The sequence below is a fragment of the Cryobacterium sp. Sr3 genome (assembly GCF_004402835.1).
Classification (GTDB): domain Bacteria; phylum Actinomycetota; class Actinomycetes; order Actinomycetales; family Microbacteriaceae; genus Cryobacterium; species Cryobacterium sandaracinum.
In genome coordinates, this window is record NZ_SOFA01000017.1 from 1 (window position 1) to 21,850 (window position 21,850).

The 21,850-nt window shown below is 63.6% G+C and carries 19 protein-coding genes and 1 pseudogene; 10 read left to right on the forward strand and 10 right to left on the reverse strand.

What is annotated here, in order from left to right; translation table 11 throughout:
- Nucleotides 1-144: 144 nt before the first annotated feature.
- The 4 genes from E3N94_RS04305 to E3N94_RS04335 all read left to right on the forward strand — a co-directional run bounded on the left by E3N94_RS04305 (nucleotide 145) and on the right by E3N94_RS04335 (nucleotide 6,038).
- Nucleotides 145-1,596 carry an ABC transporter ATP-binding protein gene (locus E3N94_RS04305; RefSeq protein ID WP_166790060.1) on the forward strand — a complete coding sequence of 484 codons (1,452 nt, stop codon included), beginning with the start codon at nucleotides 145-147 and terminating at the stop codon, nucleotides 1,594-1,596.
- Nucleotides 1,597-2,897: 1,301 nt separating this feature from the next.
- Complete coding sequence (locus E3N94_RS04320; RefSeq protein ID WP_134569875.1) at nucleotides 2,898-4,445, forward strand: 5'-nucleotidase C-terminal domain-containing protein; 1,548 nt, start codon at nucleotides 2,898-2,900, stop codon at nucleotides 4,443-4,445.
- Nucleotides 4,446-5,100: 655 nt separating this feature from the next.
- Entirely contained in the window at nucleotides 5,101-5,334 is a 234-nt protein-coding gene (locus E3N94_RS04330) for a PLDc N-terminal domain-containing protein (RefSeq protein WP_158250188.1), read from the forward strand.
- Nucleotides 5,335-5,669: 335 nt separating this feature from the next.
- Nucleotides 5,670-6,038, forward strand: coding sequence for a DM13 domain-containing protein (locus tag E3N94_RS04335; protein WP_134374923.1), 369 nt, complete (start codon nucleotides 5,670-5,672; stop codon nucleotides 6,036-6,038).
- Nucleotides 6,039-6,125: 87 nt separating this feature from the next.
- Here the strand turns inward: E3N94_RS04335 and E3N94_RS04340 are convergent, their stop codons facing one another.
- From E3N94_RS04340 to E3N94_RS04355, 4 genes are read right to left on the reverse strand one after another with little or no spacing between them, the layout of a single operon-like run.
- Nucleotides 6,126-8,351 (reverse strand): hypothetical protein, encoded by a 2,226-nt coding sequence (locus tag E3N94_RS04340; protein WP_134569876.1) that lies wholly within the window; start codon nucleotides 8,349-8,351, stop codon nucleotides 6,126-6,128.
- Nucleotides 8,240-9,859, reverse strand: coding sequence for a hypothetical protein (locus E3N94_RS04345; RefSeq protein ID WP_134569877.1), 1,620 nt, complete (start codon nucleotides 9,857-9,859; stop codon nucleotides 8,240-8,242). Before E3N94_RS04345 ends, E3N94_RS04340 begins: the two co-directional genes overlap by 112 nt.
- A gap of 14 nt (nucleotides 9,860-9,873) precedes the next feature.
- Nucleotides 9,874-10,146, reverse strand: coding sequence for a helix-turn-helix transcriptional regulator (locus E3N94_RS04350; protein ID WP_104099214.1), 273 nt, complete (start codon nucleotides 10,144-10,146; stop codon nucleotides 9,874-9,876).
- Complete coding sequence (locus E3N94_RS04355; RefSeq protein WP_104099213.1) at nucleotides 10,146-10,622, reverse strand: DUF2975 domain-containing protein; 477 nt, start codon at nucleotides 10,620-10,622, stop codon at nucleotides 10,146-10,148. Before E3N94_RS04355 ends, E3N94_RS04350 begins: the two co-directional genes overlap by 1 nt.
- A gap of 210 nt (nucleotides 10,623-10,832) precedes the next feature.
- On the opposite strand from E3N94_RS04355, the gene lepB reads away from it, so the two are divergent.
- Nucleotides 10,833-11,591 (forward strand): signal peptidase I, encoded by a 759-nt coding sequence (lepB, locus tag E3N94_RS04360; protein ID WP_241987063.1) that lies wholly within the window; start codon nucleotides 10,833-10,835, stop codon nucleotides 11,589-11,591.
- 127 nt (nucleotides 11,592-11,718) lie between these two features.
- Here lepB and E3N94_RS04365 read toward each other — a convergent pair whose 3' ends face one another.
- Complete coding sequence (locus E3N94_RS04365; protein ID WP_166786020.1) at nucleotides 11,719-12,636, reverse strand: S41 family peptidase; 918 nt, start codon at nucleotides 12,634-12,636, stop codon at nucleotides 11,719-11,721.
- Nucleotides 12,637-13,307: 671 nt separating this feature from the next.
- Between E3N94_RS04365 and katG the strand changes: the two genes are divergently transcribed.
- Both katG and E3N94_RS17080 read left to right on the forward strand, forming a co-directional pair.
- Complete coding sequence (gene katG, locus E3N94_RS04370; RefSeq protein ID WP_134374929.1) at nucleotides 13,308-15,620, forward strand: catalase/peroxidase HPI; 2,313 nt, start codon at nucleotides 13,308-13,310, stop codon at nucleotides 15,618-15,620.
- Between the two features lie 1,350 nt (nucleotides 15,621-16,970).
- Entirely contained in the window at nucleotides 16,971-17,222 is a 252-nt protein-coding gene (locus tag E3N94_RS17080) for a hypothetical protein (protein ID WP_241987064.1), read from the forward strand.
- Between the two features lie 235 nt (nucleotides 17,223-17,457).
- On the opposite strand, the gene E3N94_RS04380 is transcribed toward E3N94_RS17080, so the two are convergent.
- Complete coding sequence (locus tag E3N94_RS04380) at nucleotides 17,458-18,102, reverse strand: 2'-5' RNA ligase family protein (protein WP_134569879.1); 645 nt, start codon at nucleotides 18,100-18,102, stop codon at nucleotides 17,458-17,460.
- Between the two features lie 278 nt (nucleotides 18,103-18,380).
- Here E3N94_RS04380 and E3N94_RS04385 point away from each other — a divergent pair, with 278 nt between their 5' ends.
- Together E3N94_RS04385 and E3N94_RS04390 are read left to right on the forward strand one after the other, a co-directional pair.
- Nucleotides 18,381-18,977 carry a dihydrofolate reductase family protein gene (locus E3N94_RS04385; protein ID WP_134420217.1) on the forward strand — a complete coding sequence of 199 codons (597 nt, stop codon included), beginning with the start codon at nucleotides 18,381-18,383 and terminating at the stop codon, nucleotides 18,975-18,977.
- A gap of 63 nt (nucleotides 18,978-19,040) precedes the next feature.
- Nucleotides 19,041-19,478 (forward strand): GNAT family N-acetyltransferase, encoded by a 438-nt coding sequence (locus tag E3N94_RS04390; RefSeq protein WP_134420215.1) that lies wholly within the window; start codon nucleotides 19,041-19,043, stop codon nucleotides 19,476-19,478.
- 66 nt (nucleotides 19,479-19,544) lie between these two features.
- Here E3N94_RS04390 and E3N94_RS04395 read toward each other — a convergent pair whose 3' ends face one another.
- Complete coding sequence (locus E3N94_RS04395) at nucleotides 19,545-19,838, reverse strand: DUF4177 domain-containing protein (protein ID WP_241986147.1); 294 nt, start codon at nucleotides 19,836-19,838, stop codon at nucleotides 19,545-19,547.
- Nucleotides 19,839-19,850: 12 nt separating this feature from the next.
- Nucleotides 19,851-19,940: pseudogene (locus E3N94_RS17085) on the reverse strand (DUF2510 domain-containing protein); the annotation flags it as partial.
- Nucleotides 19,941-20,552: 612 nt separating this feature from the next.
- Between E3N94_RS17085 and E3N94_RS04400 the strand changes: the two are divergent.
- Complete coding sequence (locus E3N94_RS04400; RefSeq protein WP_134569880.1) at nucleotides 20,553-20,984, forward strand: hypothetical protein; 432 nt, start codon at nucleotides 20,553-20,555, stop codon at nucleotides 20,982-20,984.
- A gap of 178 nt (nucleotides 20,985-21,162) precedes the next feature.
- On the opposite strand, the gene E3N94_RS04405 is transcribed toward E3N94_RS04400, so the two are convergent.
- Together E3N94_RS04405 and E3N94_RS04410 are read right to left on the reverse strand one after the other, a co-directional pair.
- Nucleotides 21,163-21,498, reverse strand: coding sequence for a GNAT family N-acetyltransferase (locus E3N94_RS04405; RefSeq protein WP_241987065.1), 336 nt, complete (start codon nucleotides 21,496-21,498; stop codon nucleotides 21,163-21,165).
- Between the two features lie 236 nt (nucleotides 21,499-21,734).
- Nucleotides 21,735-21,850, reverse strand: a 116-nt coding sequence (locus E3N94_RS04410; protein ID WP_166785300.1) for an integrase core domain-containing protein, incomplete at its 5' end; no start/stop codon positions are given.

Sequence of the window (21,850 nt, forward strand, 5' to 3'; positions counted from 1 at the left end):
ACGCCTCACCCTCGTCCCGACCGAGAAGGAGGAACCCGCAACCGAACTCGGCGCCCTCAGCGCCTAGAAATCCAAGAATCACGCGGCAAACGCGTTACACCACACATTTGGACTTGACCACTGTATTCGTCCGCGGTGCGTTCGATGGGCTCTCGGCTCCGGGAAGCGCTGGCGGTGCGCCTTCAACTCATGTCTTTCGAATACCACGCCCGCGGCAGCGCGTCGATCGTGCAAACGAAGGTAGTACGCGACGTTGAAAACTTGGAGCTGATGCTTCAACAGGCATCCGGCCCGCTTCTGAATGCCATAACCATCCTCATCGGCGCGGGTGTCGTAACCGCAGCGCGAGTGCCTCAATTTCTGGGGGTGTTCGCACTAACCATCCCCCTTGCAGCCGCTCTCATCATCTGGTTGCGACGCCGAACAGCCGAGAGCAACGCTTCGTTCCGACGCGACGTCGAGACCATGTCCTCGACCGTGGGAGAGATGTCCTCCCTGTTGGAAATCACTCGAGCCCACGGTCTCGAAGGCGTGTCCGTGGGGCGAGTCGTAGATGCCGCACGCCGTGTCGAGACTGCGGGAGTCGCCCTGGATCGGCTCAACGGCCGTTTCGGCGCATTGTCATGGAGTAGCTACCAGCTCATCACCCTGGGGAGCCTATTCGGAGCAGCCATCGTCGCCATGACCGGTCTCCTTCCGATCACCGTAGGCGAAGTTGTCCTCCTCAGCTCCTACTTCGCTCTACTCACTGGATCCATCTCCGGCGCGTTCCAAACCGCGCCTATTATCACCCGAGGGCTGGAATCCCGGCGATCCATAGCTGAGGTCCCGACCGAACCGGACATCGAGGACAACGAGGGAAAGATGGTCGTCCTCGCTACCTCCGGTCGGATCGACTTCGAATCGGTCACCTTCCGCTATGGCGAACACAATGTTCTCACCAATGTGAGCCTTCAGATCCGGCCGGGAGAGACGGTAGCGTTCGTCGGTCCTTCCGGGTCGGGAAAATCCACCCTCACACGTATCGCCCTCGGGTTGCTGCGGCCAACCGACGGCCGCGTATTTCTCGATGGGCTCGACGTCAGCACGCTCGACATGCGCACCGCCCGCCGTTTCATCTCCGTTGTCCCTCAGGAGCCCGTCCTGTTCAGAGGCACCATCAGAGACAACGTTCTTTACGGACTGCCCGAGACGAGCGACACACGGCTCGAGGATGCGCTTCTCGCCGCCAACGCACAATTCGTCCTCGACTTGCCAGAGGGATGGCACACGCCCGTTGGAGAGCGCGGCGCACAGCTTTCCGGCGGTCAGCGACAGCGGTTGGCAATTGCGCGCGCGCTGATCCGTAATCCGCGACTGCTGATTCTGGACGAGGCGACCGCCTCTCTCGACCCAAAAACGGAAGCCGAAGTCCGTGATGCCCTCGAACGCCTTCGTCACGGGCGGACCACCCTTATCGTCGCGCACCGGCTCAGCACCATCCGTGACGCGGACCGCATCGTAGTTCTCGACGCCGGCCGCATCGTCGAAGTGGGCACCCACCAACAGCTCCTTTCCGCGGGTGGAGCTTACGCAGAGATGTCGGCCGCGGCCTAACTAATCTTCCTCGAACCGAATTGCACAAGCAGGGAGGCCCCAGCCTGAGACCTCAACCGGTGCGCCTGTCAGCGCAGAGTCACCTCACCCTGGTTCAGAAAACGCGGATGAAAGTAGGTACTCTATATCGCCGCATTCGTGTTGTTCCCGCATAGCTGCTCAGACCACATCACGAAGTAAGACCAGCGTGTCTGGCTCTAAAGCAAGGCACTATCCGGAACCTTCCCCATTTCCGCGATCGCCGCATAGAGGCCGGCCGCAGCCAGCACATCGCCATCGCCGTGGATGAAGTAGGGCTGTCTCCCGTCTTCCATCTTGCTGCCACTCGTAGTAGCCGGGCATAGGCACCAGGCACCGTTGGCTGGCAAACGGGCTGCGGAACATGCCGTTGCTGGCCACCGATTCCAGGCGTGCGTTGATGGGGGCCGGGCCTCCCGGCTTTGCCCAGCCTCGCTTCAATCCCCACGAGGCCAGGTCCACGTCCCGCTGCACTGTTTCATCACGGGTCCATTCCCGCACGATAGGTGCCGGGTCGGTGGGCGCAACACTGTACGAGGGCTTCCAGTCGGCGGCGTTGGCGCCGGTGGCGTCGAAGAGGCTCAGCAGCTCGTCTGTCGTATTGGGAACCACGTATCTGCCGCACATGCAGTTGAAACTAGCTCTCCCCCGGCTTCGTCAGCAATGGGATCAACCCGGCGCTGTCTGGGTAGTGCGAGGACGGCCAACGTCACACGAAGCGAACGAATCCGCACTCCAGGCAGCATCAGAAAGGGCCTTCATCGGTGCCCAAGATCACCATACGGACCAAGCATCGTTGACAGTTCGGCACACCCAGGTCGTCGTCCATGCCGGTCACACTACGCGCACATCACCCGCCAGCATCTGAGCAGCCGATGCGCTCTCGTTCTGGATCTACAACGAGATCTGGTGCTGGTACATCCCCACCCACGGCGACGACCTCGCCGAACTACGCTCAACCCTGTGGCGCCAACGAATAAATGCCATCTCCGGCCTGCAGCGCCTCACCCCACAAATCGTGGACGCCCTCATCAACCCGCCCCCGAGCCGCCTGACCTACCGGGAGAGTGCGAAAGTCCGCGGTCGGCGTCACCGTTCTTGCACCGTGTAGTAAAAACCAGACCATCAGGAGTTCCGCTATTTTGGAAGCCGCCGCGCTGGAAAGTGTGAAGTCAGTTGTTAATCAGTAGGACGTTGAAATGACCTTGGCAGGAGAGGTCACGTTCACACCCTGCGGGGACCTTGGTCGGGTACGCACGCTCCGAATTCGAAGGGACCACACCTTGACGCGCCCCCTGATCCGACTCCTGTCCATTCCGGCCTTTGCGATAGTACTGGCGGCGTCTGCACCGGCCCAGGCCCAGGCCGCCCCGCCCGATCAGGGCGCCGATGCCGCCAACCCGCGCGCGTCGAATTCCGCGACCCTGCTGTATTTTAACGACGCCCACGAGATCGGACCGGTACTCTCCGGCGGACAGGACCGCGGCGGTGTCGCCCGTCTCTCCGCTGCGATCGACACGGTGCGTGAGGACAATCCAGCGACATCCGTCGTCTTCGGCGGCGATCTGGCCGGAGGCACGCTCTTCGGCGGGCTTTACAAGGGGTTCCCGATGGTCGACGCCTTCAACAAGATCGGCGTAGACCTCGCGAATTTCGGCCAGCACGACTTCGACTTCGGGATCGATATCGCCCGCGAGCTCGTTGCCGCGTCGGAGTTTCCGTGGATCACCTCCAACCTGGTCGACGCTGAGGGCGAGCCGTTCGTGGCGGGAGGCACGTGGGAGGTCCAGCGCATCGGCAAGGTGCGAGTGGGCTTCATCGGCCTGACCGACGCCATCGATACGACCTTGGCCAGCGACCAGCTCGACGAGACCGATCCCGTCGAAGCCGCACGGGCCGCCGTGGCTGACATGACAGCGACAGAGAAGGTGGACGTCGTGGTGGCAGTGACTCAGCACTCGATGGACGACAACCGGGTGTTGGCGCAGGCCGTACCGGAGATCGATGCCATCTTCGGCGAGGAGATGGCTGAGTACGAGTCCGTCATCTCCTACTCCGGCGCGGTCCCTCTGATGGCTCCCGAGGGGAACATCGGCTCGCTCATCCGGCTCGACATCACCAAAGAGGGCGGCGAGTACATCGTCGCCCCGTCCGTGATCGAGGTGGACCACACGGTCACCCCGGACCCGAGTCTGCGCCAGCTCGAGAAGTTCTACGAGGCCGATATGGCGGCCAACCTCTCCACGGTCCTCGCCACTGTCCAGACCCCGCTGCTCAACACTGAGAACGCCGCCCGCCGCCAGGAAACAGCTCTCGGCAACTGGGTTGCGGATGCCTTCCGCGCGTACCACGGCACCCAGATCGGGTGGATGAATGGTGGTGGCCTGCGCGCAGAGGCACCAGGGCCGGACTTCACCACGCGGGACGCGTACTCCATCGCACCCTTCGATAACAAAGTCATGGTCGTGCAGGCGTCCGGGGCCGGGATCGTCGCAGCACTCGAGCAGGGCGTTGGACACGTGGACATTCTGGGAGGCGGCTTCCCCCAGGTGTCGGGGATTTCCTACTCCTACTCCCCCAGTGCTGCCGTCGGCTCACGCGTCAGCGACGTCCGGGTCGCCGGGGAACCAATCGACGTCGGATCCACGTACTCGGTGGCGGTAACAAACTACGTCGTCGGTGGCGGCGACGGCGTCGCCGGGTTCTCGGGAGGATCAGTGCTGGTCCCAGCTTCGGGAGCGCCAAGCGACGCGGAGGCGATCATGGCCCACGCAAAGTCGCTCGGCGTCGTCGACGCGACGACGGAGGGACGGATCACCGTCCTGCCGTAAGACCGACGCCGAAATCGGCGGCCTCGCGCACGGCGTTCATCAAGGAAGCTCACTACCGCGAGGGCTGGCTCGTGACCAGCGCGCACCCGTTGGCATCAGTCGCCTATGCGATTCTTCGTCAAGCCTGGAAATCGGGCGAGACCACAAACTTCGTTTGGGAAGATCTCACCGTCTGAGGGATAGACCGTCCCGATAAGGGTTCCGAAATGGCACCCCGCCGGTCAACGTCGGCTCGGAGCCCTGGCGGCGAATTCCGTGCCAATGAAGCGTTCGTCTTACGAGCTGCTCCGGATGTTCCCTCCTGGCGAAGCAATCGACGGCATATTTCCCCGAACGACCTCGCGGTCGTAGGCTCGCGCTGAGTAGGGCACTCAGGTGTCCGCGAATCGAGGGCGGGGTCGAAATGGAATTCAGTGCTCTTTTTTGGTGGAACTTCTGGGTGGTAGTCCAGGTTCTCGTTGTGGTTGGGGTCTTCGTGGCTCTGGGGCTTTTCATCCGCTGGGGGCGGCGCAAGAGCGCCATTCTTGAGGCGAGCCAACCCACGGAAGGTCACGGGCCCGCTGCCGGTAAGTAGCGAGTGCAAGTCCCCCACAGGAGGTTCCGGAGACGCATCTTCACTGGGGCCCTATCTTGAAGTATCCAAACGAACGGAACCGTGGTGGACAGTCCAGCCGCACTTGCAGTCGCTCTCGCATCCGTCGTCGCCGTCCTCTACCTCGCTGCGATCGCGTACGCCATCGTCCAGATTGCGCGAACCCGCGACCTGTCCGAGGTGGAGAAGGCCCTCTGGATGATCGCCGTCGTATTCGCGCCTCTGCTCGGCGCGCTCGTTTGGTACCTCGCCGGGCCACACCCATTCGGCCTTCGACTCACACACAAGGTTCGGTAGACCTCGACCTTCATTTCTCTTCGCGGAGGGGGTTGGGTGACTGCCCATGGGGCAGGAAGGGCGTTGTAGCGCGAACAACCTCTGTGAAACTCCTTGTATCCGAATGCGCCGGCAACGGCCGCCTGACCGGTAGGTTCGAGCGCATGCGATTCGCTCTGCGTCAGACATCGGCACTAGTGCTGGCTGGGGTGATCGTGCTCTGCTCCAGCGGCTGTGGCAGCGCCCCGAATCCGAGCATTGAATCGCAAGCTTCAACGCCAACGCCAACGCCAACGCCCACCTCAACGCCTTCAACGTCTCCGACGACGGAGACGAGCCAAAACAATTCCGCCGGAATGAGCGGATTCGAGCGGCAACTCCCGCTTGCAGGGCAATTCGTGACTCAATGGACCGAGACCGTCGGCTCCGTTGAGATCGAACGTCGCAGCGATGGCACTGTCTGGGCGACCCTCAGCGACTTCAGCACGGGAGCCTCTCCGAACTTGAGGCTCTACCTCAATGAAGGGGAGCTGGTCAAGAACACTGATAGCGCCTGGACCACCGATGGCGGCCTCAGTTATGACATCTCCACCGTCAGGGCATCAGCCAGTACGCAAGAGATCGAGATTCGGGGAAGCCAACACATGGACGAGATTCACAGCGTCACAATTTTCGACTACACAGGTCCCGACTATCTACATTTTGGCTCGGCCCCACTCGGGTAGCGCACTATCTATCCGGCGACACTGCAGTCGCTCTCGTATCCGTTGTCGCCGTCCTTTACGTCTCAGCGGCGCCTCGGCGTGCGGAATTCATGCCAGGTCGCCCAATCGCGCCGCGATGCTGTTGTCGTCCCCGGCTCGACGCTCATAGGTGACGGCGATGATGAGCAGCACGGCGCCGACGACGGCCAGCGTGATCCACCACGGCACCGATTCGATGCCGCGGCCGATCTGCACCACGAACACGAAGATGTTCTCGATGGGCAGCACGATAATGCCCAGCAGGAAGGGTGCCGCGAGTTTCCGGCTCGAGCCGACGAGAATGGCGACGAGCGCAATCGCGATCACGAGGATGGCCCGCCAGGTCTGGGGGTCGGTGAAAGTCGCGAGGATCGAGGCCAGGAACATCACGCCGAGCCCGGGGGCGAGCAGCGGCCACGAGCCGTGCCAGCGGGCGGGCCAGCTACTGAGCGTGCCGCGCTGGGTGTCAGCTGTATCCCGTTGCCTGCCGCGCATGGCGGCAACGCCGGCGAAGAGTAGGAAAAGGCCCAGGGGCAGCGAGAACCACTCGACTCGCAAGTCACGCGGACTCCAAGCCACGATCGCAGTGACGAACGCGAGCGTGAAGATGAACCAAACGGGAGGCAGGCTTGTCCGCCCGTTTCGCAGCCGCACCGCGACAATGACCATGGCGGCGAGGTAGGCGACCATGAGCGACCACATCAGCCAGATCGTGAACCAGTCTCGTTCGATGGCCGTCCAGGTAGCGAGCCCGACGTACAGGGCGGCGGGGGCATAAAGCCAGCGAGCAGACAGGCGACCGAAAGACCACCCTCGGATGCGCGCCGGTTGAGATATCTCGGCATGGGACAAGATGGCCCGCGCCGCTGCGGCAGCTGGCACGGCGCCGGCCAGGCCAATCCCGAGACACACCACGACCAACGGTATTCCTGCGATCTGGACCACGTCGGCACCGACGCCGAAGCGCACGCCCTGGATAGCCCCGGCAGCCCCGGCGATGATCGCGACCGCGTGGGTCGGCGTGCAGAGTGTGCGCAGCCGTTCGGCGCGAGGCGACACGCACCGGTCAAGCAGCAGGCCGAGCCCGAGCAGCACCCACGACGCGGCGACCAGCCCGAAGCCGCGCCATGCTGCACCGACGGTTTCACCTGCCTCCGACACCGCCAGTATCACCAAGGTCGGCACGACGGCGACGAGGAGCCCGCCGGTGTACAGCGGCACGCCTTGTGCGCCGCGCGCGGTGAGGAGCAGGCCGATGGTCGTGGCTGCGAGGCTCGGCGGGAGCAGGTATGGCTCGAGCAGGCCGATACCGATCAGAGCCCACACACACCACAAGGCTCCCGTGAGGCAGGCAGCCGCGGTCCACCATCCGTAGCGGCGCTTCGCCCAGAACGATGTCGCCGCTGCGCCGAGGGCGAGGATGACGAGCACGAGGAATGTCGTCGGCAAGCCAGCCGCCACCCGGATGAGCGCGAGCCCGACGGCGATTACGCCGGTGAGCATGGCAGACACCTCGAGGGCGATCCGCGCGACCGTGGCGTCCGGTTCGCCGATGCCGCGTCGCTTGAGGGCCGAGCGAATCACCCCAGTGCTCGGGAGCGCGAGAGCGACGATCGCTGCGATGACCGGCAGCGTCACGGGTGAGGCGCTGCCCACAAGCACCTGGGCGCCGAGGCATACGACGACGACGGCCAGGGACGGGATGAGCAGGCCCGCGGCAATCGCGCGCAGCACGATGCCGAGTCCGGGCCGGCGGGAAACGAGGAGGGTCATCGCAAGCAGGAACATGATGCCGGTTGAGAGAGCGGTCCAGCCACTGCGCTCGAAGACCACCTGGATCACGCCGATCACAAAGGGCACGGATGTCACGACCAGGATCGAGTACCAGGCTGCGGGTTTTACTTGCGGAAGGGCGGTCGCGACGATTGCGCCGATCAGCCCGATCGACGTGGTGAGGCACAGGAGCGCGATCGTGCCGATGCCGAGCTGTCCGAGCGCTGTCGCCACGACCACGAGGGCGTAGGCGTAGCCGACAGCGACGTGGAGAAAACGAGTCCCGGCGGGCACGGGTCGCGCGAGCGCGATGATGGCCGTGACGACTGCGATGCCCGCCCACGCCGCGAGGCGAACGTCGGTCCACGAGATGATGCCGGCGAGAAGGACCGCCACATGAGCCGCGAGGATCAGGGGAAGGCGAAAGCGGAGCGAAGCCGCCCGGATGCCCGGGACGAGAACGAGCGCGGCGCTCGTGGCCACCGCGAGCCCAAGGGCGATCGCGATTTGAGCCCAGGGCAAGAGGCCAGGGCACAGACGACCACGAGCCCTGAGAGCGCCGCCAGCCAGATAGCGAGCGCTGCGCCCCCGTTCGCGAGGGGCGCCTGGGCGATGTCCCGGTGCAGGGTGATTGCGGCGAAGACCCCGAAGCCAATGGCACCGGCGGCGAGGCCGAGCACGACCGCGAGCACGCCGCCTGTGTCAATCACTGAGGCGACGAGATCGGAGCCGTTGAAGGAACCAAGCACCTTCGCGGCGCCGATCAGCAGCGCCACGAGCACCGTCGCCAGGACACTGACCACGGCCATCCCGAACGCGCCGCCGGTGAACCGTCGCCGCTCGATCGTCGCCGGGGTCGGGGCCAGGGCGCCGAGGACGATGAGTCCTGCGGCGCCCGCGACAGCGATGAAGGCGAAGTACCACTGCTCGGCGCCATAGGCCCCGAGGTCGAGGGCGAATGGCAGCCCGGTGAATGCGGCGACGCCGGCAGCCCCGGCGACGAAGCTCCAGAGACCGCGTGCGAGATAGCGGCTGGCGAGGCCGGCGAGCACCGCAATCGCGGCAAGGATGGCGCAGATCCCGAGCCAGTATCCCGTGGTGCTGTCGGCCTCGATCAGTCTCGCCTGAGCGAGCACGATTGCGACGGCGACCACCTGCACCACCGTCAGCGTCACCTGTTCCGCCCGGAGGCGCCCGTCGAATCTGCGTGCCGTGGCGCGGACGAGTGCGACGAGTGCGAGAGCGACGAATGCGGTGCCGAGGTGTCCGATGACCGCCGACAACACGGTGCCGCCCGCGTACCCGAGCATCGAAGGCACCACGGAAAGGCCGAGCAGGGAGATCCAGAGCCAGGTCCGGATGCGCGCCACCCGCGACAGTGCCACCATGACCGAGCCGCTGGCGAGTGTGCCGACCGCAGTGAACACCCACGGGCTGAGGCCGCTCACGGTCAGTTCGGAAAGCGCGTACACGTCGAGGGCGACGAACAGCATTCCAAGCGCACCGACGGCCTCCGCTGAGAACTGCAGCCTGCGCCGCGCGAGCAGCCAGGCGCCGCCCAGGAACAAGAGTGTGATGAGGCCGACGATCACGCTGCGCAGCGCACGATCGCTGAGGTCGGGGTTGAAGAAGGTGAAGACGATCGCCGAGATCGCGAACAGCCCGGCACCCGCTACCGCCAGCACCGACTGAACTGTGGCGCTCGAGCGCGGATCAGCGGCAGCTGGGCTGGCTGCGGCGGGCGCAGCGAGGGCGGCAGATGCTGGCGGAGTCGCCGCCGGCGACGGTTCGGTTGCACTGGCTCCAGACGGCTCGGCGAGCAAGCGCGGCACACGCTCGAGCACCGCCTGCCGCGCTCGCAGGGCGGTGGCCGCGTCCCGGGAGGCGCTCCAGAGTTCGAGGCCGATTCTCCCGTTGAGGTCGGCGCCGCAGTTGCGGCAGCGCCTGTTCTGCAGGGCATCGACCCCGCAGGACGGGCAGGACGCATCGTCCAGAAGACGCGCGACGGCGATGTCGCTCCACTGGCTCATCGGGGCAGGCGTGCTCACGAGGCTTCCGCCGCATCGCTCGTTCGCGCCGGGTTGTGCGGATCCGAGGCATCTGGCCCCGAGTCGTCCGGCACCCAGATGAGGATGTCGCCGGGCTGGCACTCGAGTACGCGGCAGATCGCGTCGAGGGTCGAGAAGCGCACCGCTTTGGCCCGGCCGTTCTTGAGCACAGATACGTTCACCGGCGTGATGTCAATCGCGGCCGCGAAGTCAGCGACGGACATCTTCTTCTTGGCGAGTTCGACGTCGAGGTTGATGACGATGGGCATCAGACCACCTCCGACAGGTCCTGCTGCAGTTGTCGCGCGTTTCGCAGGAGTCCCCGGAGCACCAGGATCAGCAGAGCGAGTCCTGCGCCGACGACGACGCCGAGTGCGCACAGCAGCATCACCGATGGGGAGGCGACATTCGCCGATGCGAGGGTGGCCATCGACACCCCGATGAGGAGGGTCGCTAGGACCATGGCGCAGAGGATGACGTCGACCCATAAGAACGCGTTGTCGCTGAAGATGACGGACGTGCGCACCATTGACAGGAGCCGCCACACGCACACGAGCACGACCTGCACGCAGAGCAGGAAGAGCACGGCAACGATGATGCCCGGCGTCTGGAGATAGCCGAGGTCTGCGTAGGTCTCGGCGGACTGCCGTGCCACACCGGGGACCATGAATAGCTGGCAGGCCAGGAGAAGGACGATCATCGCGACGATGAGGGCCTTCAACGAGACGATGGTTGCCTTGTGCATGTGAGTCCTATCGATAATCGGTGCTCTGCTATCGACAAACGATACATCCTGCCTGCGCTGAATGGAAGCCACGGCACCCTGCGGCTTAACCGCAACGCGAGAAGGCGTAACCGTCGACGCCGTGGAGGTGTCCCGGTGAGGGTTCCGCAAAAGAGTTCGGGAGTGCAGAGGGGTGACACTGAACCCAGCAGCATCAGCGCAGGGGGAAAGTTGACGAATCACGACGTACTTATGCGCCTGAGGCGGGACAAGAGAACCCAGGGTGATTCCAACCGTAAGCACGGAATCGTGCGCTTCTTCCGAGACCGTTTCGTCATATTCTTTGTTGCCCTGCTCATATCGTTCCTGATCAAAACATTCCTCATTCGCTCTTTCTATATCCCTTCGGGATCGATGGAAAACACCCTGCAAGTCAAAGACCGAATCATGGTCAACGAACTCGTCCCCGACCTCATCCCCATCGCCCGTGGCGATGTTGTTGTGTTCACAGACCCCGGTGGATGGCTAAGCGCAACCGAACACGGCACTGTCCAGCCGGGCAATCCTGTAGCCGATGGCATCCGATGGTTTTTTTCCGAGGTGGGCCTGGGCGCGCAAGAAACGAACGACCATCTCATCAAACGCGTCATCGGCCTGCCCGGCGACAAAGTCGCCTGCTGCGACGCCACCGGCCACATCACCGTCAACGATGCGCCTCTCAGCGAGCCTTACCTCAAAGCATCTTCCGGGACGACGCGTTCTCCTGAGAAGTACTTCACCGTGACAGTCCCCGCAGTTTCTCTATGGGTCGAGGGCGACAACCGCGACAACTCGGCGGATAGCAGGCTCCACACCACCACGCCCAGCAAGGGTTTCGTGCCCATTACCAATGTCGTCGGCCGGGCGTTCGTGATCACCTGGCCCGTCGGTCACTGGTCCTGGCTCGACAACTACCCGAACACCTTCCGAGAGACTGGCCAGGACCGATGATGCACACGACTCAGGGTTTCGTCCCATGACCGAGAGGGATTCCCGATAGCCGTTCCCAAACGCCACTCCCCCGAGATGTCGAAAATTCGGCGGGTTGGCGCCGATTCTGCGTCCATGGACGTCCGCCTTACGGATGCTCGCAGTTCGCGTTGAGCCAGTCGATCGCGCCGGCCCAGGTCGGATCCTCGCCAAGGGCCGCGGCGCCTGTTTGCTGGTCGGGGTCGATACCGTCTGGATAGGTGAGCCCAGTGCGGTCCGCCATGCGGGCTACCGTCAGCACGATAACTGCGCCGTCGGACATCGTCTTTAACGTGTTCCCGGTCGCGAAACCCGCGGTCGTCGTTTCTCCGAAAGTGCGCACGCCCGATTGACCCCGGAATGCCAGGAGTGTCGACTCGCCTGCGCTGGCGGTTTCAGGACCCTGCAGGACGGCGATGTTCCGACCGGCTTGCGATGAGCCGGTCACGGGTGACGTGGCAAGCGTTTCGGTTGATCCGTCCGATTCGTATGTTACGGCGGAGCCATCTATGCGCACGACTTCCGACTTGCCATTCCGGCGGATGAACGACAACACGGTGCCCTGGGAGAGCAATGGCGTCACAGCCCCGAGCATGGGGAAGGAATTGCCGCCCCCATTGCCGCGCAGGTCCACGATCCACCCGCACCGTGCCCGCGTTTCTGCGTCTGAAATCCCCCGCGCACCAGCGTCGATGTAGGACTGGCCTTCTCTCGTGTCGCTGCTACTGAACCAGGGAACATCGATCGCAGCGATGCTACCCGTGGCAAAGCTGACGACTGGCCGGTTCTCGCCCGTCGGCGGCAACTGGACCGAGCCCAACTGGCCTGGGGGCAGGACGAAGCGACTATGCGCTCTTCCTCCGGCGGCCGACACTGCCCGCATCAGTGGACTGTGGGTTTCCGCGATGGTCTCTGCGGAGGACGCGCTCACCGATGCGAGAGCTCGAGCTTCTTTCCACTTCCTGCGAGTGGCGTAGAGGCCGTTTTCATCCATAAAGTCGAGGGCAGACTCCACGTATTCGCGCACCGCGGGATTTCCCGAAGGCGGAGGTTTGCCTGGCACGGCCGACACGCAACCTGTCACAGGAACAGTCAGGCCGAAGGCCAGTGCGACTAGAACGAGAGAGCGGAGACCAGAGCATCTACTGGCAGCCATGGCACGTCTCCCCAATATAAAGCCCGCTCGCCATGGAGCGACTTGTCCTGTTCTGCCGCAAGCATAGGGGGCACCTACTTGCGCCGCGTCCTAAAACACCTCGACTCGGCTACCCGCTGACCGTTCCCCACTAGGAGCCTCTGGCGGGGGTGCTCCCAGGTCACCGCGAGCGGAACACGATTCGCGGAAATCAAGCTCTCGACAGCCCCCATCCTCCGGCGTCGGTTTCACCGGGCTTCGCATCGCCCGCACCGCAGCAATCGGCGCAGGGCTTTATTATGTTTGGCCGTCGTGCGCTCGGCCACCGCACCACCGCCGTCTAGAAGTCAGTCACTTTCTTGGCATGCCACGCACACCTTGCGGGAATACGATCTTTCTATCGGGCTTCCCGTCACGTCGGCAGCCCGCGACGCACCGCCTCACAGCAGCGTCGAAGCATCGCTGCACCACAGATTGACGCTGCTGCGATGCGGCGGCTGATCGTTAAATTGTGACCCCGACGACACCGTTTCTCATCCAGCTAAAGCACACAGGGAGCATCAATGGGCACTGACGACCAGACCAACACATGCAGTTTCCACATGAGCGGTGCGCTGCCAGCAGGTGGCGACCACCTCGGTGGCACCTTCGGTCAGTCGCCGACCCTGGACAGTTGGTACCCGCAGCGTCTCCGGGTTGAGCTTCTCCACCGGAATGGCGTAGACGCCGACCCGCTCGGCGCGGACTTCGACTACGCGGCGGCTTTCGCCACGATCGACCTCACGACGCTCAAGTCGGACATCAAGCGACTGCTCACCACATCGGTCGACTGGTGGCCGGCGGACTACGGCAACTACGGTCCACAGATGATCCGAATGGCGTGGCATGCCGCCGGCACGTACCGAATTGCCGACGGCCGTGGCGGAGCGGGCACCGCGATGCAGCGGTTCGCACCAATCGGAAGCTGGTGGGACAACGGCAACACCGACAAATCACGACGACTCCTACAGCCGATCAAGCACCAGTACGGCAACGCTCTGTCGTGGGCCGACCTGATGGTCTTGACCGGCAACTGCTCCCTCGAGTTGATGGGCCTGCCGACGTACGGCTTCGGTGGTGGACGACTCGATGCGTGGGAACCGGACGACGGCACCTGGTGGGGCCCGGAGGTCTGGAACCCGCACGCGGTCGCGAGCCCTGACGAGATGGTGAGCCGCGACGAACGCTGGCATGGTCAGAACGGCGACGCGGACTACGACCTGCAGAGCCCCCTGGCCGCGTCGCACCAGGCGCTCATTTACGTCAACCCTGAGGGGCCCTATTCGAACGGCGACCCGCTGGGCTCAGCACGCGACATTCGCATCACGTTCACGCGGATGGCGATGAACGACGAGGAAACGGTGGCATTGATCGCCGGTGGCCACGCGTTCGGTAAGAGCCACGGCCAGGTACCCGCATCCGACATCGGACCGTCACCCGAGAAAGCCCCGATCGAGTCGATGGGGCTCGGTTGGCACAACCCGGTGGGTACCGGCAGTGCCGAGCACACTTCGACCAACGGCATCGAGGGCAGCTGGACTCCGAACCCGACACAGTGGGACAACACCTACCTCGAGAACCTGTTCGCGTACGACTACGAGCAGACGAAAAGCCCGGCCGGCGCGCTGCAGTGGACACCGACTGACCCGGAGGCGCCGAAGACTCCGGACGCCCACGTACCCGGTCAGATGAACCCGCTCATGATGATGACCTCGGACATCGCACTCAAGGTCGACCCGGAGTATCGGGCCATATGCGAGCGTTTCCTGGCCGACTTCGATCTGTTCACCCTTGCGTTCTCGAAGGCCTGGTACAAGCTCACGCACCGCGACATGGGGCCGAAGCACCGGTACCTCGGCCCGGAGGTCACCATCGCCGACGACCTGCTCTGGCAGGACCCGCTCCCGGACGCAGCAGGATCCTCACTCGACGAGGCCGACGTGGCAGCGCTCAAGGAAGCCGTCCTCGCGACCGGGCTGTCCGTGTCCGACCTCGTCTACACGGCGTTCTCCGCCGCCTCGACCTACCGCGACAGCGACAAGCGCGGAGGGGCGAACGGTGCCCGCCTGGCCTTGTCGCCGCAGAAAGACTGGGCGGTCAACCGACGCACCGTCCCAGTCATCGACGCGCTGCGGAACGTGCAGGCGGCTTTCACGGCGACGTCGGACGGACGGAAGGTATCTCTCGCCGACCTCATCGTCCTCGCCGGCAGCGCCGCCGTGGAGCAGGCGGCACGGGCAGCAGGATCTGACGCCAGCGTGCCGTTTACGCCAGGCCGTGTCGACACGACGCAGGAGTTGACCGACATCGAGATGTTCGAGTGGCTGCGACCCATTGCGGACGGGTTCCGCAACTTCGTGTCGGAGCGCTTCGAAGAGTTTGCTCCGGGCGTCGCGCCCGAGGCGGCATTCCTCGACAAGGCGAACCTGTTCACTCTCACCGCACCGGAGTGGACCGTCCTGCACGCCGGGCTCCGCGTGCTCGGCAGCAACTGGGACGGGTCCGACGTGGGTGTGCTCACGGATCACGTCGGAGCCCTGACGACCGACTTCCTCGTGAATCTGACCGACACCGACCTCATCTGGACGAAGGACGACGAGACCGCGATGACCTTCACTGGTCGGGTTCAGGCGACCGGCGAGGCTCGCTGGAGGGCATCCCGGAATGACCTGGTATTCGGCTCGAACGCGCAACTGCGGTCGATCGCCGACGCCTACGCGGGCAGCGACGGGCAAGAGCGGTTCGTCCGCGAATTCATCCGCGTCTGGTCGAAGGTCATGATGCTCGACCGCTACGACGTCAAGGGCCACAAGCGTTACGGGGCGATGGCCGCCTGACCCCGGAGGTCGCGTCCCGACGAGCTGACGGCGTGGAGGCACGGCGCGGTCACGCGCTGAGCCTCCAAGCCGTCGAGGCCTTGACCGAACGACGCTTGAGGCCGCGAGCCGAACGTTGCACGGATTGATCAGGCTGGGGACGGCCAAGGAACCTCCGCGGGCAGCACGTGGTCGACCACACTCGCACCTCGACGGCCTGCGAGGGTGGACGGGCCGCTATGCCCTGGAAGCCGTTGCCCCCACTCGTAGAGACGCCGGCCGGATTTGCTTTGGCCTCGAATCGCGAGAGGGTGCCGCTGATGTTCTCTGTGGCGGCTCGTAAGGCCTGAGCCTTCCGGGGTCATGTCCGCTGAGGAATGCGCGTAACCGGTAGAGGTTCCCCAACGCCACTCCCCCCGTTACTTCGGAGCTTCGGCGAATTGGCGCTGAATCTGTGCCCGTAGACGTCCGGTGTACGTGACGTCGCACGGAATCTCTGCCGCTGGGATCATCATTGGTGTGTCCAACTACAGCACGAACTGCATAGGCGAGCCGGGAGACAGCGGACGTGTTTGCAGCGCGACAGTTCTCCACGCGCCGGTGACAGAGCTGATGGCAAACGGCTACGGACTCAACTTCGTCCCCTAGTTCGATCTCGGGCGAAGCATGTCGGCGAGGTGTGACCTTGGCGGAAATATCCGTCGAGGTCACACCCACGCAAAAGTGATCCTATGCGCGCCGACTTAGAAGACTCGAAGCGCGGTCAAGCCCCTGTAACGATCGCCTCTCGTTTCCGTGAGGGGGCATTCTTCGCCCGTACATTGTGACCATGCGTCAGAAGCGACGGTGGCTGATCGTGATCGCGATTGCCGTAGCAGCCGGCATGTGTGGGTGCACGACTGAGCCGTCGACGGATATTCCGGCGGGCGTCGCAACGACCGCGTACCCTGGCGAGCCAACACCTCGGCCGAGTGGTCTGGTCGACCCATCTGCGGGCTACGCAACAGTCGTCGATGGGCGGCTGGCGATTGTCCTGTTGGGCAGCTCAAGCTGTCCGCCCCACGCGGACTCAGCGGATCTAGAGACGATGACGTTCGGGTTTTCGGTCGATACCGAAGGCCCCTGCACGGCAGATTCTGCCCCAACGACATTCGAGTTCGACGTGCCATCAACCGAGAATTTGACGACGTTCATCACGATAAATCTCACGGCCGGCGACACCTCCAGCTCTCAGCTGCCGGTACTGCGGTAAGCGTCCGTCTATCGGACACCCGGAAGATCTAGGTCCAGCACATACGTCTGCGACGGACGTCCCAACAGAGAATGCGGGTATGGCTCTCCCAGCGGTCGCCAGCCGTTCTTCTCGTAGAGGTGCACGGCACCGTGATGATCGGCAAGAACGTGAAGGACAGAGCGCTCATGGCCATGCCCAGCAAGCTCGACTGTTGCTCCAGTAAGAAGTGCGCCGCCGAGCCCGCGCCCCTGAGCGCCAGGAGCGACAGCGAGCAGACCGATGACAGGCGAGTCGGGCGGATCACTGGCCAGACCCGAACCCGGTTTAGTGGCGAGTACAAACCCGATGAGCCCAGCGACTGCATCCTCGGCCACGATCCAACATTCTGAATTGTCGAACTTGAGTCGAGCTCGCTCGGCTACTCCATCGACCGCTTCACCATCCCGAGCAACGCACGCCGCGACCCAAAGCGAAACGCAAGCCGCCGCATCCTCTGCAGTGCCACTTCGGAACACGAAATCGTTCTCCCCCCACGGATTCTCCGTGTATCGAGTTTCCCACCCGCTTCGATGAACGTTCGGCTGCGCGACGGCACGCTGTGGGGCCCCAAAAGCTCAATGTCCTCTAATCCGCTAGCGGGATCTCCTCCAGGGTTCGCCACTCGTATTGCCGCTTGTCACGGTGGAGCTCAATGAGTGCGAGAACCGGCGAGACCCCGGCCGCGACCCGCCCCGACTTCTGCTCCAGGGTTTGTCTGACTCCTTGTCCGTCCGCGTCAGCGTTGACGTAGGCCATCGTCACGTGTGGGACAAACGGAAAGCGGGCATCCTCAGGTGGAGCCGCTGCTCCCAAGGAGCCAGTCACTGCGCGGCGGAGCGTTGCCCTCAGCCTCGAAAGGGATTCGGTCGGTTCGACGATGAGCGAGACCGCCTCCCGCAGAACAACTGGTTTCTGGAAGGTGAGTGAGATCGGTGGCCCCCCAGCGATCTCGCCTCGAACCTGATCAATGACCGTGCGCACTTGCAGATCATTGACAGTCGTTGCATTCCCTACCCCGACGAGGGTTAGATGCAGCCATTCGATCGGTACAGGGTCCAGAAACGAGAAGCCGCTCAGGACCTCTTGATAGTCGAGGACGAGCCGCTGCAGCGCGGGCTCATGTTCAAAGGTGAGATGCCAGGTGTAGTAGCGAGTCCCTCTCTCCCAGCCGGAGCGCCACCACCAATGGTCTCGTAGATCGATTGCGCCTTCCCTGGCCTCGGCCGGCATGACGGTCCTTCCCCAAACTTCAGTCCCGAGTGACAGCGTATGCAACAGATCGGCCTGAATGCGCTGACGGTTCCCTCGCGGGCCCTGGACGCGATCATCAGCCGCTCCCCCACTTCGGGCAAAACGAGTGCCGGGAACCGTCCGGCTTGCGGAGCAATGAGCGCGGTCGACCTGGAGCCATGCGCGAGTTGTAGGGTGGTGCCGAACTCGCCCCGGGTTCGCCCACCCGGTGAGAGTGGGGAGCTTTACCGCAATCGTGGCCCAGCGAAGGAGTGGTCGTGGCCGGTCGGTTCGTGTATTGGATGAATGTCTCGCTCGATCTCTTCATCGAGCGCGAGGCGGGTGAGCACGGTGACATCGGAGGGCCGAGTTGGATCCGTCTTGGCGAGCCACTGCACCGCGAGTTCAACGCTCGCGCGCAGGCTCTGGCACTGATTGTTCAAGGCCGGAAGGTGTACGAGATGATGGATCCGTTCTGGCCGAACGCCCGCACGGACGAATCGCTTCCCGGCTTCCTGCGCGAATACGGCGAGATCTGGACGGACATCCCCAAGGTGCTCGTCTCGCGCACGCGCACGACGGCCGAACACAACACGCGCATCATCGGTGGCGACAACGACGCGATCGATCAGCTCGCCGTGCTGCGTCAGGAGACTGACGGAGACATCGGCATTGGCGGGGCGAACCTCGCCACTCAGCTGTTGCGGGCTCACCTGCTCGACGAGCTCTGGCTGTTCACGCACCCGGTCGTGCTCGGAGCCGGCCGACCCCTCTTCGATGCACTTGACCAGCCCGTCGAACTCGACCTCTTGGAACAGGGTTCGTTCGACCAAGGCGTGACGATGCACCGCTACTCGGTGCGTGGGGCGCGTTAGACCTTCCTCTTGCGTCGCTGTGCGCCTATCGCGGCGGATAGCGCCGCTGTGCAAGCATTCCGTATGAAGATCACCATGCGGCAGGCCACCTCCGCCGATCACTCCTGGCTTTTCGATCTCCACGAGAGCGCGCATCGCGCCCTCGTCGAACAGGCTTACGGGCCCTGGGATCATGAACAACAGATCGGATTCTTTGCGTCGCTGGTCAGCGAACACGACATCCAGATCCTAGAAGCCGACGGCAGGAGCGTTGGCGCTGTGTATCTCGGCACCAGGGATCAAGACACTTGGCTGGAACTGATCGAGGTGGCTCCCGCCGCGCAAAACCTGGGCGTCGGATCAGCGGCGCTTGGACTTGTCGCTGATCAGGCGGCGAGCCAAGGGCAAGGTACTTTGCTGCAGGTCCACCGGGTGAACCGAGACGCGAAGCGACTCTATGAGCGCGAAGGATTCACCCCCTTCGGAGAGACAGCGACACACTTTCTCCTGCGCCGCCCGTAGCGCTCGAAGGCTCCGACTTACGGGCGGTCAGTGGGTGCCTGAGGTCCGATCGGGTGCCGATAGACGTCAGCTGATCCCCAGTCGCTCGAAGACCAGCGTGGCCTGGATGCGGTCACCGCCCCCGAGGCCCTTACTGCCTGAGGCTGACGTCGTGATGGTGTGCAGTCGATAGCCGAGGGCGGCTTGCGCGTTGATGGACTGTTCTAGCTCGGTGAGATTGCCAGATCCGCTACCGAATAGTCTCTCCTTCAGCACCACCTGCAACACGACGTAGCTCTGCCCGTTTTGCGCTGGGCGTGGTCGACCTATCGCGACGGACTCCGACTTGATGTGGTCGATGAGCGCGGCGGGACTGTTCACCGGCGCCTCCTCTTGCCAGACATTCGTCCACTGCTCGCCGTCCCACCGTCGCTGGTGACCCGAACCGTCGTCGTACCAACCTGCTGCTGCGTTCGTCACCATTGCCTCGTTTCAGTCCGTCAGGTCGCGACGCGCCTGGACGTGCGCTACAACGTATCAGCCGGTATCGCTGGCGGCACCGATTGTCTCAGGCGTCGAGACCTAACCCATCCGCACCGGCTGAAGCAGCACGGACGGTTCTGCCGTGTAGGTGAAAGTCTCGATCTTGTCCCCCCAGCCGCGCGGAGTCGCAGCCGGAGCGGATGTCGAGGATCTCCTTCGTCGCTGAAACTTCGGTGAGCGCGCTACTGTCGCGTAATGGAGCAATTAGCCCGAATCCCCGACGAGGTTCTTCATTCGAAGTGGCGAGAGATAGCCCCGCTCATCGATGTTCTGGCCACCCGGATTGGAGAATCGGAGCCTTTCCCGGTTGCCACTGGCAGTGCCTTCACAGGTGACGATCGAGGAGCGGCTCCATATTCGGTGACGTACGTCGCCAACGCGTGCCTTTCCTCCGCGATTGACCACCTTCATGCTTTGAAGGCCCTTGTTTGGGACGCCCGGCTGCTGCACACGTGACCGCCGGCCACACTTGCGCGCAGCGCAATTGAGAACGCGGTAACGGGGTTGTGGGTGATCTCGCCCGCTAGTCGTAATGAGCGCATCAGTCGGAGTTTGCGCTGGTATGCACAGGATGCCCGCGATCAACACCGGGCTACAGCACATTTCAGCGCCGTAGACCTCGCCGGAAAACTTGAACGTCTGGGCGCCATCGCTGAAGTCAGGGGTATCTCGGCGAGCTCGGCGATCAGCAACTTCACGATCACGTCCGTCTTCACAGAGCTGAAGGCAGCTGGCCGCGAGGCGGCTGAGTTTGAGTGGCGTCTTGCGTCTGGCTTCGCTCACGGCCGGTCGTGGGCGAGCATGGGAGTTCTGGAGCGTGAAGAGCTTCCGTTGGGCGACGGCGACAACGTCGTCTTGCGACTGACGAATTCCGACCAGATGGCGTTGTATTTCGTTCTCAAGGCTCTGCACTCGATTGAACAACTGCTCCAGCGACGCGAATTCCTTGCCGGCCTTCGGACCCACGACGCCTCTGTCGGCTGAAGGTCGCGTCGTACTCCGCAGAAGGAGGCAGGTCGCTCTCGCGTACACGGGCCTAAACGAGCGCCCGCAGAGGTCGCATAAATGGGGATGAATGGCTTGCCGTAAGGGGTTCCACCTATGGGTGTCCATCTCGGCGCCGCCCTGCGGTGACGCCAACCAGCGATAGCGACGAGAAGGCTCATTCGAGCTTCTTGAGCATCTTCACCGAGGTTGTCTCGTAGCCGAGGGAATCGTAAAGTCCCCTGGCGCCGGTGTTGAATCCGAAGACGCTGAGGCCGAGAGAGTGCGCACCGTGGGAGCGTGCATATTCCTCGCCGAGCAGCATCGTTGTCCTCCCATGACCCTGGCCACGCTGGTCTGCGTTGATGAAAACGTCCCAGACCCACCACGCCCCCGGATCGGTGGTGACATCCTGCCCGATCCACAGATATCCCACTGCCGCGCCAACCTCGTTCATTACGTGAAAGACCTCATTGCCGGGGCTCTGAGTGCCCTCAGGGAATGAACGAGCCATGCTCTCGACCGCTATGCGCCGAGCTTCCTCGTGTGATCGCCCCTGGGCAAGTAAGTCACCGACGTACTCCGCGCAGCTTTGCTCAATCCATGTCGGGAAGTCGCTGGCGAGGATTCGCTGAAGGGTTACGGTCACCTCTCAATTCTTCCAGGCAGAGCCGTCGGGTTTCACCGACGCATTCCGACGGCAGGGCGGGGACGGGCCGGAGGGCATGAACTATTGGATGAGACCCTGGCCTAGATGTTGTTCCCACTGACGTTGTGAGCACGGTTGATGGGTGATTTGCCGCCGATGCCGGTATGGGGTCTGTGGTGATTGTAGCTATGGATCCAGTCTTGGTAGGTGGCTGCTC

Coding starts and splice junctions, on each gene's coding strand:
- E3N94_RS04305 (WP_166790060.1), top strand. CDS start 145: ATGGGCTCTCGGCTCCGGGAAGCGCTGGCGGTGCGCCTTCAACTCATG.
- E3N94_RS04335 (WP_134374923.1), top strand. CDS start 5,670: ATGAGCGGATTCGAGCGGCAACTCCCGCTTGCAGGGCAATTCGTGACT.
- E3N94_RS04345 (WP_134569877.1), bottom strand. CDS start 9,859: ATGAGCCAGTGGAGCGACATCGCCGTCGCGCGTCTTCTGGACGATGCG.
- E3N94_RS04350 (WP_104099214.1), bottom strand. CDS start 10,146: ATGCCCATCGTCATCAACCTCGACGTCGAACTCGCCAAGAAGAAGATG.
- E3N94_RS04355 (WP_104099213.1), bottom strand. CDS start 10,622: ATGCACAAGGCAACCATCGTCTCGTTGAAGGCCCTCATCGTCGCGATG.
- katG (WP_134374929.1), top strand. CDS start 13,308: ATGGGCACTGACGACCAGACCAACACATGCAGTTTCCACATGAGCGGT.
- E3N94_RS04380 (WP_134569879.1), bottom strand. CDS start 18,102: ATGCCGGCCGAGGCCAGGGAAGGCGCAATCGATCTACGAGACCATTGG.
- E3N94_RS04390 (WP_134420215.1), top strand. CDS start 19,041: ATGAAGATCACCATGCGGCAGGCCACCTCCGCCGATCACTCCTGGCTT.
- E3N94_RS04405 (WP_241987065.1), bottom strand. CDS start 21,498: ATGGCTCGTTCATTCCCTGAGGGCACTCAGAGCCCCGGCAATGAGGTC.